This window comes from Candidatus Pelagibacter sp. HIMB1509 (assembly GCF_052047855.1).
GTDB lineage: Bacteria > Pseudomonadota > Alphaproteobacteria > Pelagibacterales > Pelagibacteraceae > Pelagibacter.
This window is the reverse complement of record NZ_JBNAIU010000001.1, coordinates 459,549-478,187: the sequence shown is the minus strand read 5'-3', so window position 1 is coordinate 478,187 and position 18,639 is coordinate 459,549. Positions and strand designations below refer to the sequence as shown.

At 27.9% G+C, this 18,639-nt stretch carries 19 protein-coding genes; 9 read left to right on the top strand and 10 right to left on the bottom strand.

Going from position 1 to position 18,639, the window contains the following annotated elements; translation table 11 throughout:
• Positions 1-16: 16 nt before the first annotated feature.
• The 3 genes from ACTTBO_RS02505 to ACTTBO_RS02495 all read right to left on the bottom strand — a co-directional run bounded on the left by ACTTBO_RS02505 (position 17) and on the right by ACTTBO_RS02495 (position 2,294).
• Positions 17-523 (bottom strand): type II secretion system protein, encoded by a 507-nt coding sequence (locus ACTTBO_RS02505; protein ID WP_440656207.1) that lies wholly within the window; start codon positions 521-523, stop codon positions 17-19.
• 90 nt (positions 524-613) lie between these two features.
• Entirely contained in the window at positions 614-1,339 is a 726-nt protein-coding gene (locus tag ACTTBO_RS02500) for a prepilin peptidase (protein WP_440656205.1), read from the bottom strand.
• A 10-nt stretch (positions 1,340-1,349) separates the two neighbouring features.
• Positions 1,350-2,294, bottom strand: a complete 945-nt coding sequence (locus tag ACTTBO_RS02495; protein ID WP_440656203.1) for a hypothetical protein — start codon at positions 2,292-2,294, stop codon at positions 1,350-1,352.
• A 109-nt stretch (positions 2,295-2,403) separates the two neighbouring features.
• On the opposite strand from ACTTBO_RS02495, the gene ACTTBO_RS02490 reads away from it, so the two are divergent.
• From ACTTBO_RS02490 to ACTTBO_RS02465, 6 genes are all read left to right on the top strand, one after another.
• On the top strand, positions 2,404-2,706 hold the full coding sequence (locus ACTTBO_RS02490) for an STAS domain-containing protein (RefSeq protein WP_440656201.1): 303 nt from the start codon (positions 2,404-2,406) through the stop codon (positions 2,704-2,706).
• 11 nt (positions 2,707-2,717) lie between these two features.
• Positions 2,718-3,140: an ATP-binding protein gene (locus ACTTBO_RS02485; RefSeq protein WP_440656200.1), complete on the top strand. Its 423-nt coding sequence runs from the start codon at positions 2,718-2,720 to the stop codon at positions 3,138-3,140.
• On the top strand, positions 3,127-4,416 hold the full coding sequence (locus ACTTBO_RS02480) for a hypothetical protein (protein WP_440656198.1): 1,290 nt from the start codon (positions 3,127-3,129) through the stop codon (positions 4,414-4,416). The genes ACTTBO_RS02485 and ACTTBO_RS02480 overlap by 14 nt, the downstream gene beginning before the upstream one ends.
• Before the next feature lie 35 nt (positions 4,417-4,451).
• The gene (locus tag ACTTBO_RS02475; RefSeq protein ID WP_440656196.1) at positions 4,452-5,894 is read left to right on the top strand and encodes a FecR family protein; all 1,443 of its coding nucleotides are present in this window, start codon (positions 4,452-4,454) and stop codon (positions 5,892-5,894) included.
• Positions 5,895-5,974: 80 nt separating this feature from the next.
• Positions 5,975-7,315: a tetratricopeptide repeat protein gene (locus tag ACTTBO_RS02470; RefSeq protein ID WP_440656194.1), complete on the top strand. Its 1,341-nt coding sequence runs from the start codon at positions 5,975-5,977 to the stop codon at positions 7,313-7,315.
• A complete protein-coding gene (locus ACTTBO_RS02465; protein WP_440656192.1) occupies positions 7,315-9,111 on the top strand; it encodes a FecR family protein in 1,797 nt (598 codons plus the stop codon). Before ACTTBO_RS02470 ends, ACTTBO_RS02465 begins: the two co-directional genes overlap by 1 nt.
• A gap of 1 nt (position 9,112) precedes the next feature.
• Here the strand turns inward: ACTTBO_RS02465 and ACTTBO_RS02460 are convergent, their stop codons facing one another.
• From ACTTBO_RS02460 to ACTTBO_RS02450, 3 genes are read right to left on the bottom strand one after another with little or no spacing between them, the layout of a single operon-like run.
• Positions 9,113-10,909, bottom strand: coding sequence for a transglutaminase family protein (locus tag ACTTBO_RS02460; protein ID WP_440656190.1), 1,797 nt, complete (start codon positions 10,907-10,909; stop codon positions 9,113-9,115).
• Positions 10,910-10,943: 34 nt separating this feature from the next.
• Positions 10,944-11,855, bottom strand: a complete 912-nt coding sequence (locus ACTTBO_RS02455; protein WP_440656188.1) for a hypothetical protein — start codon at positions 11,853-11,855, stop codon at positions 10,944-10,946.
• Positions 11,855-12,739, bottom strand: a complete 885-nt coding sequence (locus tag ACTTBO_RS02450; protein ID WP_440656186.1) for an AAA family ATPase — start codon at positions 12,737-12,739, stop codon at positions 11,855-11,857. The genes ACTTBO_RS02455 and ACTTBO_RS02450 overlap by 1 nt, the downstream gene beginning before the upstream one ends.
• A 64-nt stretch (positions 12,740-12,803) precedes the next feature.
• Between ACTTBO_RS02450 and ACTTBO_RS02445 the strand changes: the two genes are divergently transcribed.
• Entirely contained in the window at positions 12,804-13,139 is a 336-nt protein-coding gene (locus ACTTBO_RS02445) for a heavy-metal-associated domain-containing protein (RefSeq protein ID WP_440656184.1), read from the top strand.
• Here ACTTBO_RS02445 and ACTTBO_RS02440 read toward each other — a convergent pair.
• Both ACTTBO_RS02440 and ACTTBO_RS02435 read right to left on the bottom strand, forming a co-directional pair.
• Complete coding sequence (locus ACTTBO_RS02440; RefSeq protein ID WP_440656182.1) at positions 13,136-13,801, bottom strand: hypothetical protein; 666 nt, start codon at positions 13,799-13,801, stop codon at positions 13,136-13,138. The genes ACTTBO_RS02445 and ACTTBO_RS02440 overlap by 4 nt on opposite strands.
• Positions 13,801-14,745: a mitochondrial fission ELM1 family protein gene (locus tag ACTTBO_RS02435; RefSeq protein WP_440656180.1), complete on the bottom strand. Its 945-nt coding sequence runs from the start codon at positions 14,743-14,745 to the stop codon at positions 13,801-13,803. The genes ACTTBO_RS02440 and ACTTBO_RS02435 overlap by 1 nt, the downstream gene beginning before the upstream one ends.
• A 21-nt stretch (positions 14,746-14,766) precedes the next feature.
• Here ACTTBO_RS02435 and trxB point away from each other — a divergent pair, with 21 nt between their 5' ends.
• On the top strand, positions 14,767-15,711 hold the full coding sequence (gene trxB / locus ACTTBO_RS02430) for a thioredoxin-disulfide reductase (protein ID WP_440656178.1): 945 nt from the start codon (positions 14,767-14,769) through the stop codon (positions 15,709-15,711).
• Positions 15,712-15,752: 41 nt separating this feature from the next.
• On the top strand, positions 15,753-16,775 hold the full coding sequence (locus ACTTBO_RS02425; protein WP_440656176.1) for an NAD-dependent epimerase/dehydratase family protein: 1,023 nt from the start codon (positions 15,753-15,755) through the stop codon (positions 16,773-16,775).
• A 3-nt stretch (positions 16,776-16,778) separates the two neighbouring features.
• On the opposite strand, the gene ACTTBO_RS02420 is transcribed toward ACTTBO_RS02425, so the two are convergent.
• Together ACTTBO_RS02420 and ACTTBO_RS02415 are read right to left on the bottom strand one after the other, a co-directional pair.
• Positions 16,779-17,432, bottom strand: a complete 654-nt coding sequence (locus ACTTBO_RS02420; protein WP_440656174.1) for an NAD(P)H-binding protein — start codon at positions 17,430-17,432, stop codon at positions 16,779-16,781.
• A 3-nt stretch (positions 17,433-17,435) separates the two neighbouring features.
• Positions 17,436-18,623: a pyridoxal phosphate-dependent aminotransferase gene (locus ACTTBO_RS02415; RefSeq protein WP_440647062.1), complete on the bottom strand. Its 1,188-nt coding sequence runs from the start codon at positions 18,621-18,623 to the stop codon at positions 17,436-17,438.
• Positions 18,624-18,639 lie beyond the last annotated feature (16 nt).

Genomic DNA, 18,639 nt, shown 5'->3' with positions numbered 1-18,639 from the left:
ATCAAAATTATATTAATTACGATGCACTATTTATAGTCTGTGAGAGAATTGTTCCACTGACCACTTGCTGTTTAATAGTACATGCTCCAGCTGCTGCACAGAAAACTGTTATTCTTCCATCATCATCTGGATCTGTTGTAGCGTTTGCTACAGCTTTAGCATAAGTTCCCGCTGCTTCGTCTTGCGCATATGGATTTTTCATTCCTAAACCATTTGAACCACTTGTAAGGTAAGCAGCAATATTTGTATCAGAAGCGGCATCAATTCCATCTGCGCATGTGTCTGCTACAAATGGTGTACCTGATCCCCAAACATAATTTCCAGAACCTAAAGCACATTTTGCCATTTCAGCATTTATCATGCTTACAGTTTGTGAAAATTGTGTTCTTGCAGCTTGCTCTTTAGCGCTTGCTGTGTAACCAGTATAAGCTGTAATACCCACAGCTGAAAGTACTCCAATAATTGCGATTACAACAAGTAATTCAATTAAAGAGAAACCTTTTTTAGCATTTAATTTTTTCATTTTTTCTCCATTATTGTTAACAATGCAAAATTATTACTCATTTTTAAATTTTTTTAAAGTAAACTTTATACTTTTTTTTGATTTAAGAGTTCAAATAAAAAATAATGTTAAAAAAGCAACACCCATTGAAGATCCAAAAGGAATTTGAAAATTTTTTTTATTTTTTCCAAACATTAAGAAATATATTATCCCTAATAAAGAAGATATTACTAAAAGGTATAAAAACTTCTCAAAACCAAGCCAGGAACCAAATCCAGCTACCAAAAAAACATCTCCTAAGCCTAACGCTTCAATCTCTCTCAACTTTAGAAATATAAGTCTTAAAGTAAAAAATAAAGAAATACCCAAGGTAGCTGTTACAGCAGAATTGGTTATAGAGATATTTAGTGGATTTAAATTTTGAGAGAAAAAAGCTAATATTAAACCTGAAATTAGAACAGAATAATTAAAGATATCAAAAATAATTCTCTCATTAAAATCTATAAAAATAATTACTACAGTTATAAAAAATAAAATGTTTAAAATAATTGCTTGGTTTAAATTAAAATTTAAATAATTAACCAAAAATAAAAATGCTATTAATAACTCTACAATTATATATTGTGGATTTAATTGTTTGTTGCAGCATTTTGTTTTTCCTAAAAGAAAGAGATAAGTTATTAAAGGGATATTTAAATACCAAGGAATTTGTTTTTTACATTCAAAACAATAGGATCTTGGAAAAGCTATATTTTGATTTTTTGGAAGTCTTAAAATTAAGACATTAGCAAAACTTCCAAATAATGCGCCTAATACAAAGAAAAGTATTCCAAGCATTAATACTTTATTAAAAAAACATTTTTAAAATGATATCTAAATTTAAATCAACTATTTTCAGTCTGTCTAAAATAACTGCAGCTGTCACCAGCATAATTAAAAAAATTAAAATTAAATATAAAATATTTTTTCTTTTTTGATCTTCTACAACAGATTTTTTTGTCGAAGTTGTATTTTCAGTTTGAATTTTTTGTTCATGAACGATTTCATCGTTTTCATTAAAAGCTGTTAAAGTCTCACCTTCCTCATCTTCATCAACAACTTCTAATCTTATATCCTTTTCCATTTCTTCAAATCTAGAAATAGAACTTTCTAATCTTTCAAATCTTCTATTATAAGATTCTGTTTCTTCTTTTAATACTTTAACATTTTGAACTAACTCATTAATACTATCTTTAAGCTCAGTATTGTCTGGATTACTTTGAATTTTATTTTCAAGATCATCTATACGATTAAGAAGTTCATCTGTATTTGGTAAATTATGACCAGTGGAAGGAGGAGTTTCTGCTGTTATGTTTGAAGTTTGAGACAATGAATTTTCATTCATCTTTTGAATTTCAGATTTAATATCGTTTAAAACATCTAACTTTTTTAATTGTTCTGTTTCTTGATCAATTTTATTTTCAATTTTGGATAAAGTATTATTTATCCGCTCGAAATTTTGCTTATTAAATGGATCAGGATTACCTGTTATGATTGATTCATTTGCTTCTTTTATACTTTCACTTAATCCTTGATCTTCTGCAGATGAACTTTGAACTTCCTCTTCTAAAAGTGAACTTTGATCATCATCTTCTGCCAATAAATTCTGACTTCCTTCCTCTAAAAGTGAACTTTGATCATCATCTTCTAGTAGTGAATTCTGATTTTCTTCATCTAATAAACTCAAACTATCATCTGAGTTTTCTGCATCATTTTTAATGTAAATTTCTAAATCTTTTTCATTATCAGACATTAATAATTAATATTATAATTTTAGATTAAAGTTTATAAAAAAATAAAAATTCTAAGACAAATTTGTTTCTATTTCTTGACGAAAAAATAGTTAATAATATATTGCATTTATGAGCTTTATAGAAAAAAAAGAAGATGATATTCTTATAATTAACGTTAATGGGGATGTAGATTTAGAGAATTCTGACAGCTTAAGAGAGCAAGTTTCAACAGCATTAGAATCAAATTCTGCAGTTTCAGTAAACATGAGTGAGGTAAGTTATATCGATAGCTCTGGAATTGCTGCATTGATTGAAAGTAGACAAAAAGCTGAAGAAGCTAATAAAAGTTTTAAAATTCAAAAGCCAAGTGAAGCAGTTATATCAGTTCTTAAGATGGCTAAATTAGACACTTTTTTTGTAATTGAAAATTAAAATAATTTTCAATGCAATCTCGGGAATTTGAAGCTACTAAACAAAACCTAAAAAATATTAGATCTTTTATAGAATTAATTTTAAAGAATTATTCTTTTAACCACCAATTAATTAATGAGATAAAGTTAGTTGTAGGAGAAGCAACTACAAATATTCTTAAGTATGGATACAAAGAATCAGATCCAAAAAATAAAATTTTAATAGAATTAAATTTTAATCATGAAAACTTAGAAATTCATATATTCGATAATGGTGTGAAGGTAACTAAGGAGATGGTTAAACATCGTAATCTAGATGACGTAAAGCCTGAAAAAATTGGATCTTATTTTATAAAAAATATTATGGATTATTTTGATTGGTCAGAAAAAAAATGTAGCTGGACAAATCACTTAATACTTAAAAAAAAAATAACAAATTTTAATGAAAAAATTTAAAATAATATTAATTTTTTTTATAATTTTGATACCTTCAAACTTATTTTCAGAAATATCCTACAATCAAATTTTAGAGGATCCGACTAATCTTGATTTAAATTTACAATACTTAAAAGAACAAGAAACTAAGGGTAATTATAAAGCTGTAATTGCAACACTTGAAAGATTGTCTGACATTTATTCTGATAACTTAGATCTAAAATTATATTTGTTATCTATTTCATTAAAAATAGATTCAAAAGAAAGAACTAAAGACATTATTGATCAGATAAAAAGAAGCCCTACTCTAACAACTGCAATAAGGCAGCGTTTGGATAAAATTGTTAGCACATTAGAGGCACAAGATAAGCAGCAAGATAATGAGTGGGTACAGTTTATTGACATTGGTTATAACACTACTTTAGAAAATAATGTGAATACTAAAAGTGACAGCAACTCTCTTTATATAAGTGACAGTCTAAGTAATTATGCTACAGATACGATTGATGATGATGACTATCAAAACATAGGTATTAAGTATGGAGCCTATAAACAGTTATCAGATACATCGAATATAAATTTTAATGTTGGAAAAGCATTTACAAGACAAAACAGAGATAAAAATAAGGAAAATGATGCTCATTCATTATTTGTAAATTACAATAAACAAATTGATAAAAATTATATTTCAACCTTTTACACACTAAATGAGAACAATAATATTCATGAAAGCGATTATGTGGTTCATTCATTAATAATAGAAAATAGATTTGGTTTAAAACCCAATCAAAATGTTGTTTTATCTGGAAATTACAGCTTAACTGATTACAGAACAGATAATGTATTTACGGCTGCAGAAGATAAAAATAATGAAGCACAAGGTTTAGCTGTTGGTTATGAGTATTTCATTAATCAAAATAATAATATTAAATTTAAATATGGATTTAACGATTATAATGCCAAATTAGATAGCTATGGATATGACAATGAATACCTAAGAATAAGCTATTCTACACGAGTAAAAACAATTAACTTTAATATAGCTCAAACAATTAATTATAATACTTATGATAAGGCTGATACATTTGTTAAAAGTGACACCATAAGAGATGATGAAATTAAAACTAATTCTATTTCCATGAGTGGAAGTTTAAATCAATTGCTTAACTATGAATTTTTGAAGAATATTTTTTACTCTGCTTCATATTCAGAAATAAGATCAAAATCAAATATTTTAAATTATGATTATAATAAAGACATCTTTAAATTTGGATTAACAAAAAGGATAACATTTTGAAAAAAATTATTTCATTTTTTATTTTTTTTTACTTTATGAATTTTGCAAATGCCTCGGAAATAATTGTAGGTAATATTGGTTTTGTAATTGGAAATATAACCAACCAAAAAGGTGAAACCTTAAAAGCAGGAGATAAAATTTATTTTGGTGATGTTATAAAAACCGAAGATCAATCAAAGTCACAAATATTGCTTTTAGATCAAACTGTAATAACAATTGGTGCGAAAACATCAGTTACTTTAGATGAATTTATTTATGATCCAAATAGTCAAGAAGGTAAAATTACAACCAATATCATTGAAGGCAGTGTTAAAGTTTTAAGTGGTAAGATTAGTGAAAAAAATCCAGATAATCTTGTTGTTAAAACTCCTGCAGGCTCAATTGGTACAAGAGGAACAGAGTTTCAGGCGATAGTTGATCAAGATGAAGAAGTTAGTAAAGTTTTGTTAATAGGTCCTGGTCAAAATAATACTTTAGGTCTAAGGCCAGGTGCAGTTGAAGTCTTTAACAATCAAGGATCTGTCTTGTTGGATACTCCTTTTGCATTTACTGAATTTGCTGCTAATCAAATACCCACACCTCCTGTTACAATTACCAATGAGCAGTTACAAGAGTTTCAAAATTTTTTAGATGTAAGAGAAGCTGGACTTGAGAATGAAGAAATTCAAACTGCTATTAAAGAGGGTTTGTTTGATGATAATCAAATCCAAGGAAATGAAATTATAGGCGAAATTGTTCAAACTGCACTTGATACAGCAGGTGGTGGATTGACCTTTGATCAACTGGCAACAGTATTAGGTGTTTCATTGGAACAATTGATTGGTGAAGAAGGTATTGAAGAAATTGAAAATGAAAGTTTAGAAAACCAAATTGCAATGGCTAATGCTGAAGGTGGTGACGGACTGGCATATATTTTAAGATATGGTGGAGAAAACCAGGGAGATACCACATACGGTGATTTCCAAGGAATTACATCTGGAACTTATACATATACAGCAAATGGTGTAAATATGGCTGCCACAACAGGAACTGGCTCAGGTACTTTTGATGGACAAACTGTTGTAAACTTTGCAACAAAACAAATATCAAATACTTATTCAGGTACAATATCCTTAAATGGAAAAGATGAAGTAGATTTTACTCATAGCTATACAACTGATTACTCTGGTGGAGCTGCAGGTGTGAGTTTAGACAGTGTCAATTCAGATGATTTTAATATTAATAACGCTACAGGTGCTACAGGCTCTGTAAATCTAAATTTACCAGCTGATTATGAAAATTATCAGCCTGCTGATATTTTATATTTAGGAGAAGCAGTTACTAATTTTTCAAATGTTAAAATGAATGGCTCTAACAACTCCCCAATAGGATCTGTGGGGCACTTTGATCTAACAGTCTCACAATTTGTTGATAGAGGTGGGGAAATAGCCAATAGTATTAATGGACAAAGAACAGGTGTGATGCCTAAGAGAGAGTAGAGAGTAAAGTATAAATTCAAATTTTTTAATTTTAAATTATAATCGAATTCATTAAGTTCTACTTCAATATCAAAAATAAAATGAAAAATATTTTCAAATATTTATTTATTATAATTTTTTTAAATATTTTTTATATTCAAGTTTCTTTCTCTGAAGATCTATTAAACAAAAAAATTATCACTTTTGAGGAAATTTTAGAACAACCTGATAACTTACAATTAAATTTATTATACGCGAAACAACAAGAGAAAATTGAAAAATTTAAAAATGTAATTGCAACATTAGAAAGATTGAATTTACTTTATCCAAGTAATTATGACATCAAACTTTATTTACTGTCGATATTGATAAGAAACGACTCAAAAGATAGAGCCTTAGAGGTATTCAATGATTTATCGGAAGATCCAAATTTAACAAATGATATAAGAATTTATATAGAAAAATTGATTAATGATTATCAGAAAAGAATTGCAGAGGCTGAAAAAGAAAAAAATAAAAAAACTTTTTTAAGTATAGATTTTTCTTTAAGTGGAAATGAACATTCAAACGTTGCAGGCGTTTCAAAATCAAATACTTTTTATTTAAACGATGCAGTATCACAGTATGCTTCCTCTGAAATTAGAGATGATACAACTCTCAATAAAGGAATTAATACAACATTAGTTAGACAAATTGATGACACTTTGTCTGTAATATTAAAAGCAGGATTGAATAGCACTGAACAAAATAGGGGAATTGCTGAGGAAAATGATCTTGTTTCATCTTCTCTTATATTAAACAAAAGTTTAGGCAATAAAGTTTTATCTCCATATATAGTTTATTCTAGACCAAACTATAGAACACAAAACGATGCCAATACTAAGATTGTGGGTATGAGCGGAAGATATTTAATTAATTCAAATAATAATGTTAACTTTGGTTTTAGCTTTTCAGAAAATAAGTTTGACTTAACTTCAACTTTTACTTCTGCTAATGACAAAAATAATGATACCTACTCAGGCAATATAGCTTACCAAAAAATTTTAAATGACAAAAATTTACTAAATATAAGTTTATTTGGCAGAGACGTTGTAGCAAATAAAAATTATAATTCTTATGATGGGTATGGTTATTCTTTTTCATATTCAAGAATTTTACCAATTGGCGTAGTTAAATTTGAAAAAAGTTTTGATCAAAATAAATATAAAGCATCAGATAGTTTTTATAATTCATCTATAGTCAGAGATGACTTAACAATTAAATCATCTGTATCAATAAATGGATCTTTGTCTCAAATTCCTTTTTTGAAATTTATAGATAAAGATAGATCTTTCTTTTATTCTCTGAAGTATTTAGAAACAAATACCAATTCAAATATGCTCAACTATGATACTATTAAAGAAAACATCACTTATAGCATAACAAAAAGAGTTAATTTTTAATGAAAAAGCTTTTAACTATAATATTTATTTCTGTTGTTTTTATCAGTAATACTTACTCAGAAGAGAAACAAATAATAGGTGTTCTCTCTGCTGCAGTTGGCAAGGTGTTCAATCAAAATGGAGAACAACTTTCTACAGGAGATAAAATTTATTTTGGAGACACTATTAATGTTAATGAAAAATCAAATTCTCAGATATTGTTACTAGATCAAACTGTACTAAATATTGGTGCACAATCAGAGGTAACAATTGATGAATTTGTGTTTGATCCATCTAACAATGATGGAAAAATTCTTTCCCTAATAAAACAAGGTTCCATGAAAGTGATAACAGGACTAATCAGTGAACAAAATCCTGATAATTTAGTTGTTAAAGTTCCAGCAGGATCAATAGGAACTAGAGGAACTGAATTTCAAGCAATTGTAAATAATAATAACCAAGAGTCTAAAGTTTTACTAATTGGTCCAGGGCCAGCAAATACTTTAGGGCTTAGACCAGGTGCAGTTGAGGTTGCTAACAGTTTGGGGAGTGTTGTTCTTGATCAGCCTTATACTTATACTAAAATGGCGCCTAATACTCCACCAGATCCACCAATTACAATACCTGCTGCAGAATTAAATGAGTTTAAGCAAAGTTTAGAAGCTAAGAATACTGAGACAACCCAAGAGCCAGAGCAAATCGCTCAAGACGATGAAACTACAAAAGAAACTTTATATGCCGACAAAACAAAAGATGAAGTTTTAGGAGAGGTTTTAAAAAATGATGATGTAATTTTAGCTCTAAGTGGTGAGCAAGAAAGTGAAAGCGACACAGTCTCTGAAGATGTTTTAAATACAGCCTCAAGTCAAAATATAAATCAAGAAATCACAGTGGAGACAGAAATCTCAACAAGTGATACAGAAATTATTTCATCTCAATCGACTATCAATCAATTATCTAGTTTGGTATCAGAAGGACAATTAGATATAAAGGAATTCTTTACTCTAGTTGGAAAAAATGATGAAGGAAATGAATTAAGAGCTTTAGTAAAAGCTGATACAAATTCAATACTTTCCTTAAGCCCAATAGTTACTGATGAAACAAATAACAATGAATCTGAGAATATAAATGAAACTACCAATAGTGAAGAAGCAGCAATTGCAATAGATACATTTACTGTTGATGAAGTTACTGAAGCTGTAACTATTCCATTAGAGGTAAATGCTGTTGAAAGTACTACCGTTACTGCATCAACTTCAAGCGGTACTTACAAATATGACAGTGGTTCAATAAATATGACTGCAGACTCAGGCTCTGTTTTTGATGGTGGAAATTATAGATCAATAACAACGGTGGATTTTGATAATAAAACAATATCTACAAACTACACTGGAACTTTAGAAGTTGGATATTTAGCGGGCGATCTAGATTTTGATGTTACAACTGGTAGTACTTCGTATACCTCAGGCATAAGTCAAAGCTTTAATTTTACTTTAGATAGTGATGGAAACAACGATAGTGATAATATTTTAAAAAGTAATATCACATCTTTAAAATCAGGAGGTGGGTTAGAAAATGGTGTAAGTGATTTTGAGGTAGCAGGTGAAACCACTCCTCAAGAGGTGTATAATGCCCTAGATAATGGTAAATTTGCTGGTTTTGGAGATTTTAGCACAACGGCTGTTGGAGCAGTTGGCAGTTCCTCTTTAAAAATTGAACAAGCTAATTCTGGTAAAGGTGAAAACTTTGAAAGTTTTCAAGATTCTGTTGATACATTATCTGGATCAAACTCATCAATAACTCCAACCAAACAGTAGATTAAGAATAAATATTTTTTAAATAAATTTTAAAAAAACTTGAGTACTTATTTCTTGAATTTTTACTAAGTTTACTAAAAGCTTGATGAGGTGTATCAGACTTTAAAATTTTTTGTTCTTTTGATGATGTAAAAATAATTAAATTAAATAAAAGTCTAATTAAATTTTTTTTATTAATCATCACAATTAATTTAAATATATGGAATAATGCAAATGGTGCAAATAATAATAAGAAATATTTAAAATTGATTTGATTAATAAATTCATCTCTGGTTTTTTTATCATATTCAATAAAATTTTTAGTCCATCTATAATCTAAATAAGCAAAATAATTTCTAGCAAAATTATAAATTTTAAATGAAAATTTTTTGTCTGAATTTTCGTTATTTTGATCTAAAAATTGATTTATTGAATTTTTAATTCTTGAAGGAGGAATAGCTGTAGTTGGATCAAATCTTACCCAACCCAGATCATCTAGCCAAATTTCAGCCCACGCATGAGAGTCGCTTTGAGTAAATTCATAGAATTCGCCAAATTCATTCTCTGTACCACCAAAATAACCTGAAACTATTCTGGATGGGATATTTGCTAATCTTGAAAGGATTACAAACATTCCAGCATAATACTCACAATAACCTTCTTTAGATTTAAAGAAAAAATCTGCATAATTATTTTTAGAAGTTATCTTCGGACTCAAATTATAATAAAATTGATTTTGGCCAAAATAATTCATTAAAAATCCTAAATATTCTTTTTCAGATTTATTTTGTTTATTATTTATAACCCAATTTTTCAAATCTTTTGAAACAGTATTTGGTAACTCAGTGTAAAATTTCTTCAAATTATCACTAATATAATTTTGTTGCTTAAACTTAGTAAATTGAATGATTTTTTTTTTTTCTATCTCAATATAGTTTTGATGAGTTTGATTAAAAAAACTATAATAATGTTGGTTCAATCCATTAGTCACTGTATAATTTTTTAAACTTGGAACCCATTTTTTATTATGGTTTTCTAAAATTATATCATAGGTACTATTTAGTAATTTTGGTTTAGATAAAGTTAATTTTTGCTTAAAGTTTTTTATTAGAAAATCCTCTTTAGATGAAATCCAAGTTTTATCAGCTGTTAAATAGTCAAATATTTTAACTCTAAAATATAAGTCTTTTTGGTCAAATTTTTTAGTATTAAGTGTAAATACTTTTTTAGTACTATTTGCAAAACTTTGAAAAGAACCAAGCTCAATTTGATCTGGAATTCCAAGATTGGTATTAGAGCTTTCTAATATTTTGATATTGATCTCAGTTCGTGGAAAAATTAAATAAATTATTACTATTATTGGAAAAATTAAAAAAGAAATACTTAATAATTTGATTAGATTTTTAATATTTAAGTAAATAATTTGCTTTTGATTAATTAGATAAAAATTAATTATAGTTAGAATTAAAATTGAAATTGAGAGTATTGAGCTAATTATATCTTGGGAATTAATTAAACTTACTACTGAAATAATTAATGAAATAAGAGAAAAAGAAAATAATTTCTTTTTTTGATTTAAATCAGCAAACCTTAGAACCAATAATAAACCTAAAATATTAATGAAATAATCTTTTGAAAATAAATGATTTTCAATAATTAATTGAATATAAAGAACTATTATAGAAGCAATCGATAAAAAAAATATCTTAAACTTAAATTCAATTTTATTTAGGTAATATGAGAAAATTACAACTCCTATAAAAAAAAATTTGTTCAATAAACTTAATTCGGATTGAAGGGATAGGGTTCCCAATATCATTATTAGGAAACATCTAAAATTTGAATTATATAGATTAATTTTGAACATAACTTAAATATTTTAAAATTTTATTTAATGAAGATTTTTTATTTGTTAATTTAAAAATCTGATCTTTATGTTTTAGAGATATATTTTTTTTAAGTTTAAAATATTGTATGAATATAAAAGTTACAGAACTTAACAATTCCTCAAAATCAATATTTGGATACTGATCTAAATCTAATACCTTATCTTCTATACTGTGGTTACTTTTAAAAGACTTAATATATTTTTTGTTTTTTCCAATTGACTGTTTCCATGCTATTTTGCTTAAATTATCACCAATTTTGTATAGATCAACGCCATCAAACTCTTCATGATTTTGAGGATTTTTTTCAATTTTAAAATTATTAATTAGTCCTAAATTTTGTCTATTTGGATTAGGATAAACATAGATAGTTTTGTTAATTTGAAATTTTCTAAAAGTATTAATTACACCAAAAGGAAAATCAGATTTTAATTCTAAATAATTAAGTGTAATTAAACCCCTTTTTTCTTTAAAGAAATTTAAATCTAGTAGATTATTGTTAAGCTCAAGATCAAAATTTCCTTTAAATTCCTTATCTATATAAAATTTAATATTTAATTTTTTAATTCTAGAATTATTAAACATATTAATTTGAATAGAATTCTTTTTTTCAGACTGAATCAAGAAATCATCTGACAAGATCAAATCAATATTGCTAAGGTTTTGATTAGAAATAATAATTGAAATAAAAAATATAGAAAAAATTATTATTGAAATTAATAGTGCAAAATTATTTTCATAAAAAATTGAGATTAAAAAACAAAAGAAAACAAATACTCCCAGTATTAATCCAGATAAATTTGGATAAATAACTATTCTCTCCTTTTTAAAATAATCAAAATAAGAAATTAATTTATTTTGAGGAAATCTAGTCAACATTATTTAGGAATTTCAATTTTACCTAAAATCTCATTTTTTATAAAATTTATCTTTTCGTTTTCCTCATTTAAAAATCTTATTCGGTGTCTAATTATAAATGGTAAAATATCTTTAATATCTTGATGAGAAACATAATCTCTATCATGAATTAACGACCAACCTTTGCCAAGTTCAGATATTTGTTTTAAGCATCTTGGTGAGATATAAATATCTTTATTTAATTGATTTATAAAACTTTCAATATTTAAAATATAATCATATATATTTTCATTTATATTTATTTTTTCTTTTTGATTTTTGATTTCATTCCAATTGATATTTAAAATTTGATTTTCATCAAAAGTAAAATTATTTTTTAAAACTTCTTTTTTTTGGTTGTCACTTAGTTCTGTTAAAGAAAAAGAAACCATAAAACGGTCTATCTGTGAATCAGGTAACATAGAGGTACCAGAACTATCCATAGGATTTTGTGTAGCTATTACAAAAAAAGGATCCGGTAATTTATAAGTTTCTCCATCAATAGTTACATTTTTTTCCTCCATAGCTTCAAGAAAAGCACTTTGTGACTTTGCGCTACCACGATTAAGTTCATCTGCAAGCACAACATTAGTAAAAATAGGTCCTTTCTGAAATATATTTTGATCACCTTTAAAAAAATTATAACCCAAAATATCTGCTGGTAACAAATCTGATGTAAACTGTATTCTTTTAAAATCTAAACCTAGATTATAAGTTATTGTTTTTGCAAATGTTGTTTTACCAGTACCAGGAAAGTCTTCAATTAAAATTGATCCTCCACAAACAATGCAAGCAAGAGACAGTTTTATATTATTTTCATTCCCTATTATATTTTTTGAGCAACTTTTTATAAAACTCTCAAACATAAATAACTTTATATTAGAAAAATTAAACTAGATAAAATCTAATTTTTACAATATAAATTTCTCTATGAAAAAATTTTTAATATTCATTTTTAGTTTTCTTATGCTTCAAACAGCAATAAAAGCTGAGATAGCAATGATAGGAGTTGTTGATGGAATGGTATGTATGGCATGCCAAGCAAAAGTTGAAAAAGAACTTAAAGCTGCAACAGGCGAAGGTAATGTTGAGGTTTCTTGGCCAGAGGGAGTTGCATTTATAAACTTTGAAAATACTACTAATTTTTCAGAAGAGGACTTTAAAAAAGTAATTGAAAATGCTGGTTTTGCAGTTGGTAAAGTTGCTACCTTAGATGAAAAAATTATTGATCCAAAATCTGGATTAATCTCATTAAATAAATTTTAATTTTTTACTTTCCAGTCAGTTTCGAAAGTCACATAGTTTACTTGTAAACATCTTCTTTCTTTAAGAATGCTCTTTTTCTCCATGCCATGCCAAGTATTTGGTCCACTTGTAAAAAGATATCCATAGTTATTTCTATAAGGCAATGTTTTAACTTTCTCTAATTTTTCATTGTAAAAATCAGTACCTAAATCTTCAGATTCGTTTGTTTTATTTACAAAAATTAATCCTGACATTAATTTTTCTTTAATATCACAGTGTGGTTTAAGCCAAAATCCTTCCCTATCACAAATTACTTCAACTCTGACGTATGAATCAGATAAGTCTTTATTGATCATTTTAGATATTATCTCGTAAGTTTCTTTAGACTGTAGCTCATTAATAAATTTTACAAGATTTGGAAATTGTGAACTATTTTCTTTAGTGACAAAACATCTAAATTTTATTGCTTTACCACCAGACGAAATCCCTTCTCTAAACTCTGCAGCACCACCATCTATTGCTCTAGTTCCATCATAATTTAAATTATGCTGACTTAAATCTGGGATATCTGCTTTAACAATCTCTTCAATTGCTCCTTCGGATAAAGCATTGCTATATTCCCAATGATCGAATGGTGTTTCATATTTTTTTGAATTATTTTTTATAGAATTAAAAAATGACATTAAGATTGAATTTTTTCTTTTATTATTTTTGCTACTCTATTCGTTTCATCTAGCTTTTCATAGTTCCAATTTTCCACTTCTTCACCTAAGTTTCTAGTAATATTTAGTTCTCTAAATAAATTTCTAAATCTTTGGAATCTTTTGTCATTCTTTTTTGGTAAAATATTAGCAACATAAATTGGTTTACCTGTCAAAGCAGCTTCTGAAATCATTGAACTAGAGTCACATGTAACAACAATATTTTCAGATAAAGCTAATGCAGATAAATATGCCTTTTTATCTACATTCATAATCACTGTGTGATTTTCTCCAAAAAACTCTTTAGCATAATGAATTGTATTTATTGGGGTTCTCATTGATGGAATTACCACTAATTGAAAATCATGTTTTTTCATTAATTTATAAAACATTGAGAAAATATGTTTCATATTTTTAGTTGAATAATCATAGTATTTTGTTGGCCCACCCATAATTAAGCACCAAATTTTCCTTTCATCTTGTTTGATAAAAGTTTTCAAATAATCTTTATTTTCCTCAATTTGTCTTTCTGAAAGATAATGAATAGCTCCTTTAGTGTTAATAACATTTTCGCCATTAATTCCATCATGTTCGGGTGCAACAACAAAATCAAAATATTTAAATTCTATTTTTGGATCTTGGATATGAATATTAAAAACCTTTTTTTTAGAAATACTTTTTAAGTGAATAGATGGAATTACACTCTTTCTTCCACATGAGATTATTAAATCAAAATCATTATCTTCAATCTTTTTATAAACATTTTGAGAAATTGGAGTAAATTTAGGTGGAACAATTTTCCATATACTTTTTAGTTCAACCTTGCGGTGAGTAAAATCAATATCAAGTGCTTTAGCAAGTCCTTCGACTTGACTAATCATTCCGTGCATCCCTTGAGTTAATAATAAACCTTTTAATTTAGACATTAATCACTATATAGCTTTCATATGAGTCAAAATCCAACTAAACACACAAAAGTGTTAATAATTGGATCCGGTCCTGCCGGATACACAGCAGCTGTTTATGCTGCACGAGCAATGTTAAATCCTATTCTTGTTCACGGAGCTCAACCTGGTGGACAATTAACAACGACAACTGATGTAGAAAATTTTCCAGGCTTTGCTGAAGTAATTCAAGGACCGTGGTTAATGGATCAAATGCGAGATCAAGCAAAAGCTGTTGGAACAGAAATGATAGAAGATCATATCGGATTAGTAAATTTAAAATCTACACCATTTGAAGCTGTTGGTGATAGTGGGCAAAAATATACTGCAGACAGCATAATTATTTCAACTGGTGCACAAGCAAGATGGTTAAACATTAAATCTGAACAAGAATTTAGAGGATTTGGAGTTTCAGCATGTGCTACATGTGATGGTTTCTTTTTTAAAGATAAAGAAGTTGCTGTGGTTGGAGGTGGTAACGCTGCAGTAGAAGAAGCAATGTTTCTTACAAAATTTGCATCAAAAGTAAAATTAATTCATAGACGAGATAGTTTGAGAGCAGAAAAGATGCTTCAAAAGAAATTGATGGAAAATAAAAAAATTGAAATTGTTTGGGACTCTGTTGTTGAAGATGTTTTGGGTGATAGTGAACCTAAAAATGTTAAGGGTATAAAAATTAAAAACTTAAAAACAGAAAAAACAGAAGAAATAAAATTAGATGGGTTATTTATTGCTATTGGTCACGATCCAGCAACACAACTATTTAAAGATCAATTAGAAATGGATAAAGAAGGTTACCTGATTACTAAACCAGATTCTACTGAAACAAACATTCCTGGAGTTTATGCTGCAGGTGATGTTAAAGATAAAACTTTTCGACAAGCAGTTACAGCAGCTGGTATGGGATGTATGGCTGCATTAGAAGCAGAAAAATTCTTATCTCATTAGTTTGAGATTGCAATTAATAATAAGTTAAATGGAGAAATGTTATGACTGATAAAGTGCTATTAACTGGAATAAGTGGATGGATAGCAAAACATACTGCAATAGAATTATTAAATTCAGGTTACGAGGTTTTGGGCACTGTTAGAAATAATGATGTAATTTCTCAAACAAAAGAAACAATTAGTAAATATGCTTCGATAGATAAGTTATCTTTTACAAAACTCGATCTTTTAAATGATGAAGGTTGGGAAGAAGCTGCGAAGGGATGTAAATATATAATTCATATGGCTTCACCTTTTCCAATGAAGGTTTCAAAAAATAGAGAAAATTTAATTCCAGTTGCAAAAGATGGAACTTTAAGAGTTTTAAACGCTGGCATCAAAGCAAATGCAGAGCAATTTGTGGTTACATCTTCGATAGCAGCAATGTTTAGAAAGCCAAATAGATCAAATCCTTATTCATTTAGTGAAAATGATTGGACTGATGAAAATTGGGTTGAAGGAGTTAATGATTATTTTCTATCAAAAACAGTCGCTGAAAAAGCAGCTTGGGAATTAATGGAAAGTAATGGAATTAAAAATAAACTAACTTGTATAAATCCTGGTGGTGTATTTGGAGATGCTTTGGATACTAAAGGTGGAACCTCGATTGAATATGTAAAACAATTTTTAAAAGGTAAGTTTCCAGCAACTCCTAAATGGGGAATATTAATATCCGATATTAAAGATGTTGCAAAATCTCATGTGGCTTGCTTGGGAAACTCAAAAGTTGGTGGCAGAAGATTAATTATTGGTAAAGAAGTTAAAACACTACTTGAAACATCAAAAATTTTAGCTGAAGCATTACCAGAGTATGCAAAAAAACTACCTAAAAAAACTTTACCAAATTTTATGGTTAAGATTATTAGCATGTTGGACTCGAGCGCAAAAACTATGATACCTGATCTTGAACTAGAGATGAAACCAGAGACAAAATATGCTGAAGAATTAATTGGTTTTGAGTTTAAACCAGCAAGTGGTGCTTTGGTTGATGCAGGAAAATCTGTAGTTAGATTAGGTTTAGTATAAAGTTTATTTTACTAAATCTGAAATTTGATCTGACTCAAAGATTTTTTGATCAATATTATTATTCGCAAGTTTAATCATAGCTTTTGCAATTGTTTCTGAATGAATTGATCTCATTTTCTTTAATGGTCCAACAAATAAAGGGTTTAGAAGCTTAAAAATAATTATTCCTATTTTCTCTCCCAATCTAAATTCTTTTCTGTTACCTAATATAAATGAGGGTCTCATAATTCCTATTTTAGAAAAACCTAAACCTAAGATCTCTTCCTCTACAAGGCCCTTATATTTTAAATAATCTCCTGAACTTTTGGAATTTGCATATCCTGAAGATACAAAAAAATAAGATTTAACATTGTTAGATTTTGTAATTTGGGCTACTTGTTTTGGTATATCTAATTCAATTCTTTGATATTCATTTTTATCAGGAGAATTTTTTTTTGTTGTCCCAATACAGAAAAAACATTCATCTCCCTCAATTTCTTCTTTGTGTTTTTCTAAATTATTAAAATCAGTTTGAATTATTTCAATTTTTGAGTTGTTTATTTGAATTGAGGAACGGACAAATATTTTAATTTTAGAGTAATTATTATTCTGAATAAGTTGATTTAAAACATGTCCACCAACTAATCCAGTTGCACCAAATAGTAATGCTGTTTTCACTTATTAAGAAAGGCTTTCACAAAAGGATTTTATTCTATCCATTGCTTTCTTCAAATTTTGCATTGAAGTAGCATAAGAAATTCTAAAGTATCCATCTAAACCAAATGCAGATCCTTGAACAACTGCAACATTAGATTGCTCAAGTAGTTTTTGAACAAACTCGGTGTCAGTTTTCAATTTAGTTTTTTTATTTAACAATCCCTTACAACTTGGAAATACATAAAATGCCCCATTAGGGGTTAAACAATTTATACCTTTAATGCTGTTTAAACTTTTAACTACAAAATCTCTTCTTTCTTTAAAAGCTTTAGATCTCTTTTTTATGAAACCTTGGTTTCCATTTAAAGCTTCAACTGCAGCAGCTTGACTGATTGATGATGGGTTTGATGTAGATTGAGATTGAATTTTACCAATTGCTTTAATTATATCTTTTGGTCCAGCGGCATACCCTATTCTCCAACCTGTCATTGCATAAGATTTACTAACGCCATTCATTGTCAAAGTTCTATCTTTCAATTTTGAATTTTGAGCAATAGTATAAAAATTAAAATTATCATATGCTATATGTTCATAGATATCGTCACTTAAAATATGAACTTTTTTATTTTTAATTAAAACTTTAGCTAAATCTTCAATTTCTTTTTTTGAATAACCTGCTCCAGTTGGATTTGAAGGTGAATTTAAAATCACCCATTTTGTTTTTTTAGTAATAGCTTTTTTTAATTTACTTGGCGTTAGTTTAAATCCTTCTTCTTCTGTACACTTTACTATCTTTGGTTTACCGCCCGCTAATAAAACCATATCAGGATAAGAAACCCAGAAAGGTGCAGGAATAATTACTTCATCACCTTTATTCAAAGTTGCCATGAAAGCATTATAAAGAACTTGTTTTCCACCAGTTCCAACAGTGATTTGATCTGTGGTGTAATTAATTTTATTTTCTCTTTTAAACTTATCTACGATTGCTTTTTTTAAAGCAGGTGTTCCATCTACTGCTGTATATTTTGTGTCTCCACTTTTGATAGCTTTAATTGCAGCATTTTTAATATTATCTGGTGTATCGAAATCTGGTTCTCCAGCCCCAAGTCCAATTACATCTTTTCCTGCAGCTCTAAGTTCTCTTGCTTTTTGAGTAACTGCAATAGTTGGTGATGGTTTAATTCGTTTTAAACTGTCTGATATTATGCTCATTGAAATATAAATAAAT

Excerpts from the sequence above, each read along its gene's own strand:
- ACTTBO_RS02505 (WP_440656207.1), bottom strand. The coding sequence starts at position 523 with ATGAAAAAATTAAATGCTAAAAAAGGTTTCTCTTTAATTGAATTACTT.
- ACTTBO_RS02500 (WP_440656205.1), bottom strand. The coding sequence starts at position 1,339 with ATGCTTGGAATACTTTTCTTTGTATTAGGCGCATTATTTGGAAGTTTT.
- ACTTBO_RS02495 (WP_440656203.1), bottom strand. The coding sequence starts at position 2,294 with ATGTCTGATAATGAAAAAGATTTAGAAATTTACATTAAAAATGATGCA.
- ACTTBO_RS02490 (WP_440656201.1), top strand. The coding sequence starts at position 2,404 with ATGAGCTTTATAGAAAAAAAAGAAGATGATATTCTTATAATTAACGTT.
- ACTTBO_RS02485 (WP_440656200.1), top strand. The coding sequence starts at position 2,718 with ATGCAATCTCGGGAATTTGAAGCTACTAAACAAAACCTAAAAAATATT.
- ACTTBO_RS02480 (WP_440656198.1), top strand. The coding sequence starts at position 3,127 with ATGAAAAAATTTAAAATAATATTAATTTTTTTTATAATTTTGATACCT.
- ACTTBO_RS02475 (WP_440656196.1), top strand. The coding sequence starts at position 4,452 with ATGAATTTTGCAAATGCCTCGGAAATAATTGTAGGTAATATTGGTTTT.
- ACTTBO_RS02470 (WP_440656194.1), top strand. The coding sequence starts at position 5,975 with ATGAAAAATATTTTCAAATATTTATTTATTATAATTTTTTTAAATATT.
- ACTTBO_RS02465 (WP_440656192.1), top strand. The coding sequence starts at position 7,315 with ATGAAAAAGCTTTTAACTATAATATTTATTTCTGTTGTTTTTATCAGT.
- ACTTBO_RS02460 (WP_440656190.1), bottom strand. The coding sequence starts at position 10,909 with ATGATATTGGGAACCCTATCCCTTCAATCCGAATTAAGTTTATTGAAC.
- ACTTBO_RS02455 (WP_440656188.1), bottom strand. The coding sequence starts at position 11,855 with ATGTTGACTAGATTTCCTCAAAATAAATTAATTTCTTATTTTGATTAT.
- ACTTBO_RS02450 (WP_440656186.1), bottom strand. The coding sequence starts at position 12,739 with ATGTTTGAGAGTTTTATAAAAAGTTGCTCAAAAAATATAATAGGGAAT.
- ACTTBO_RS02445 (WP_440656184.1), top strand. The coding sequence starts at position 12,804 with ATGAAAAAATTTTTAATATTCATTTTTAGTTTTCTTATGCTTCAAACA.
- ACTTBO_RS02440 (WP_440656182.1), bottom strand. The coding sequence starts at position 13,801 with ATGTCATTTTTTAATTCTATAAAAAATAATTCAAAAAAATATGAAACA.
- ACTTBO_RS02435 (WP_440656180.1), bottom strand. The coding sequence starts at position 14,745 with ATGTCTAAATTAAAAGGTTTATTATTAACTCAAGGGATGCACGGAATG.
- trxB (WP_440656178.1), top strand. The coding sequence starts at position 14,767 with ATGAGTCAAAATCCAACTAAACACACAAAAGTGTTAATAATTGGATCC.
- ACTTBO_RS02425 (WP_440656176.1), top strand. The coding sequence starts at position 15,753 with ATGACTGATAAAGTGCTATTAACTGGAATAAGTGGATGGATAGCAAAA.
- ACTTBO_RS02415 (WP_440647062.1), bottom strand. The coding sequence starts at position 18,623 with ATGAGCATAATATCAGACAGTTTAAAACGAATTAAACCATCACCAACT.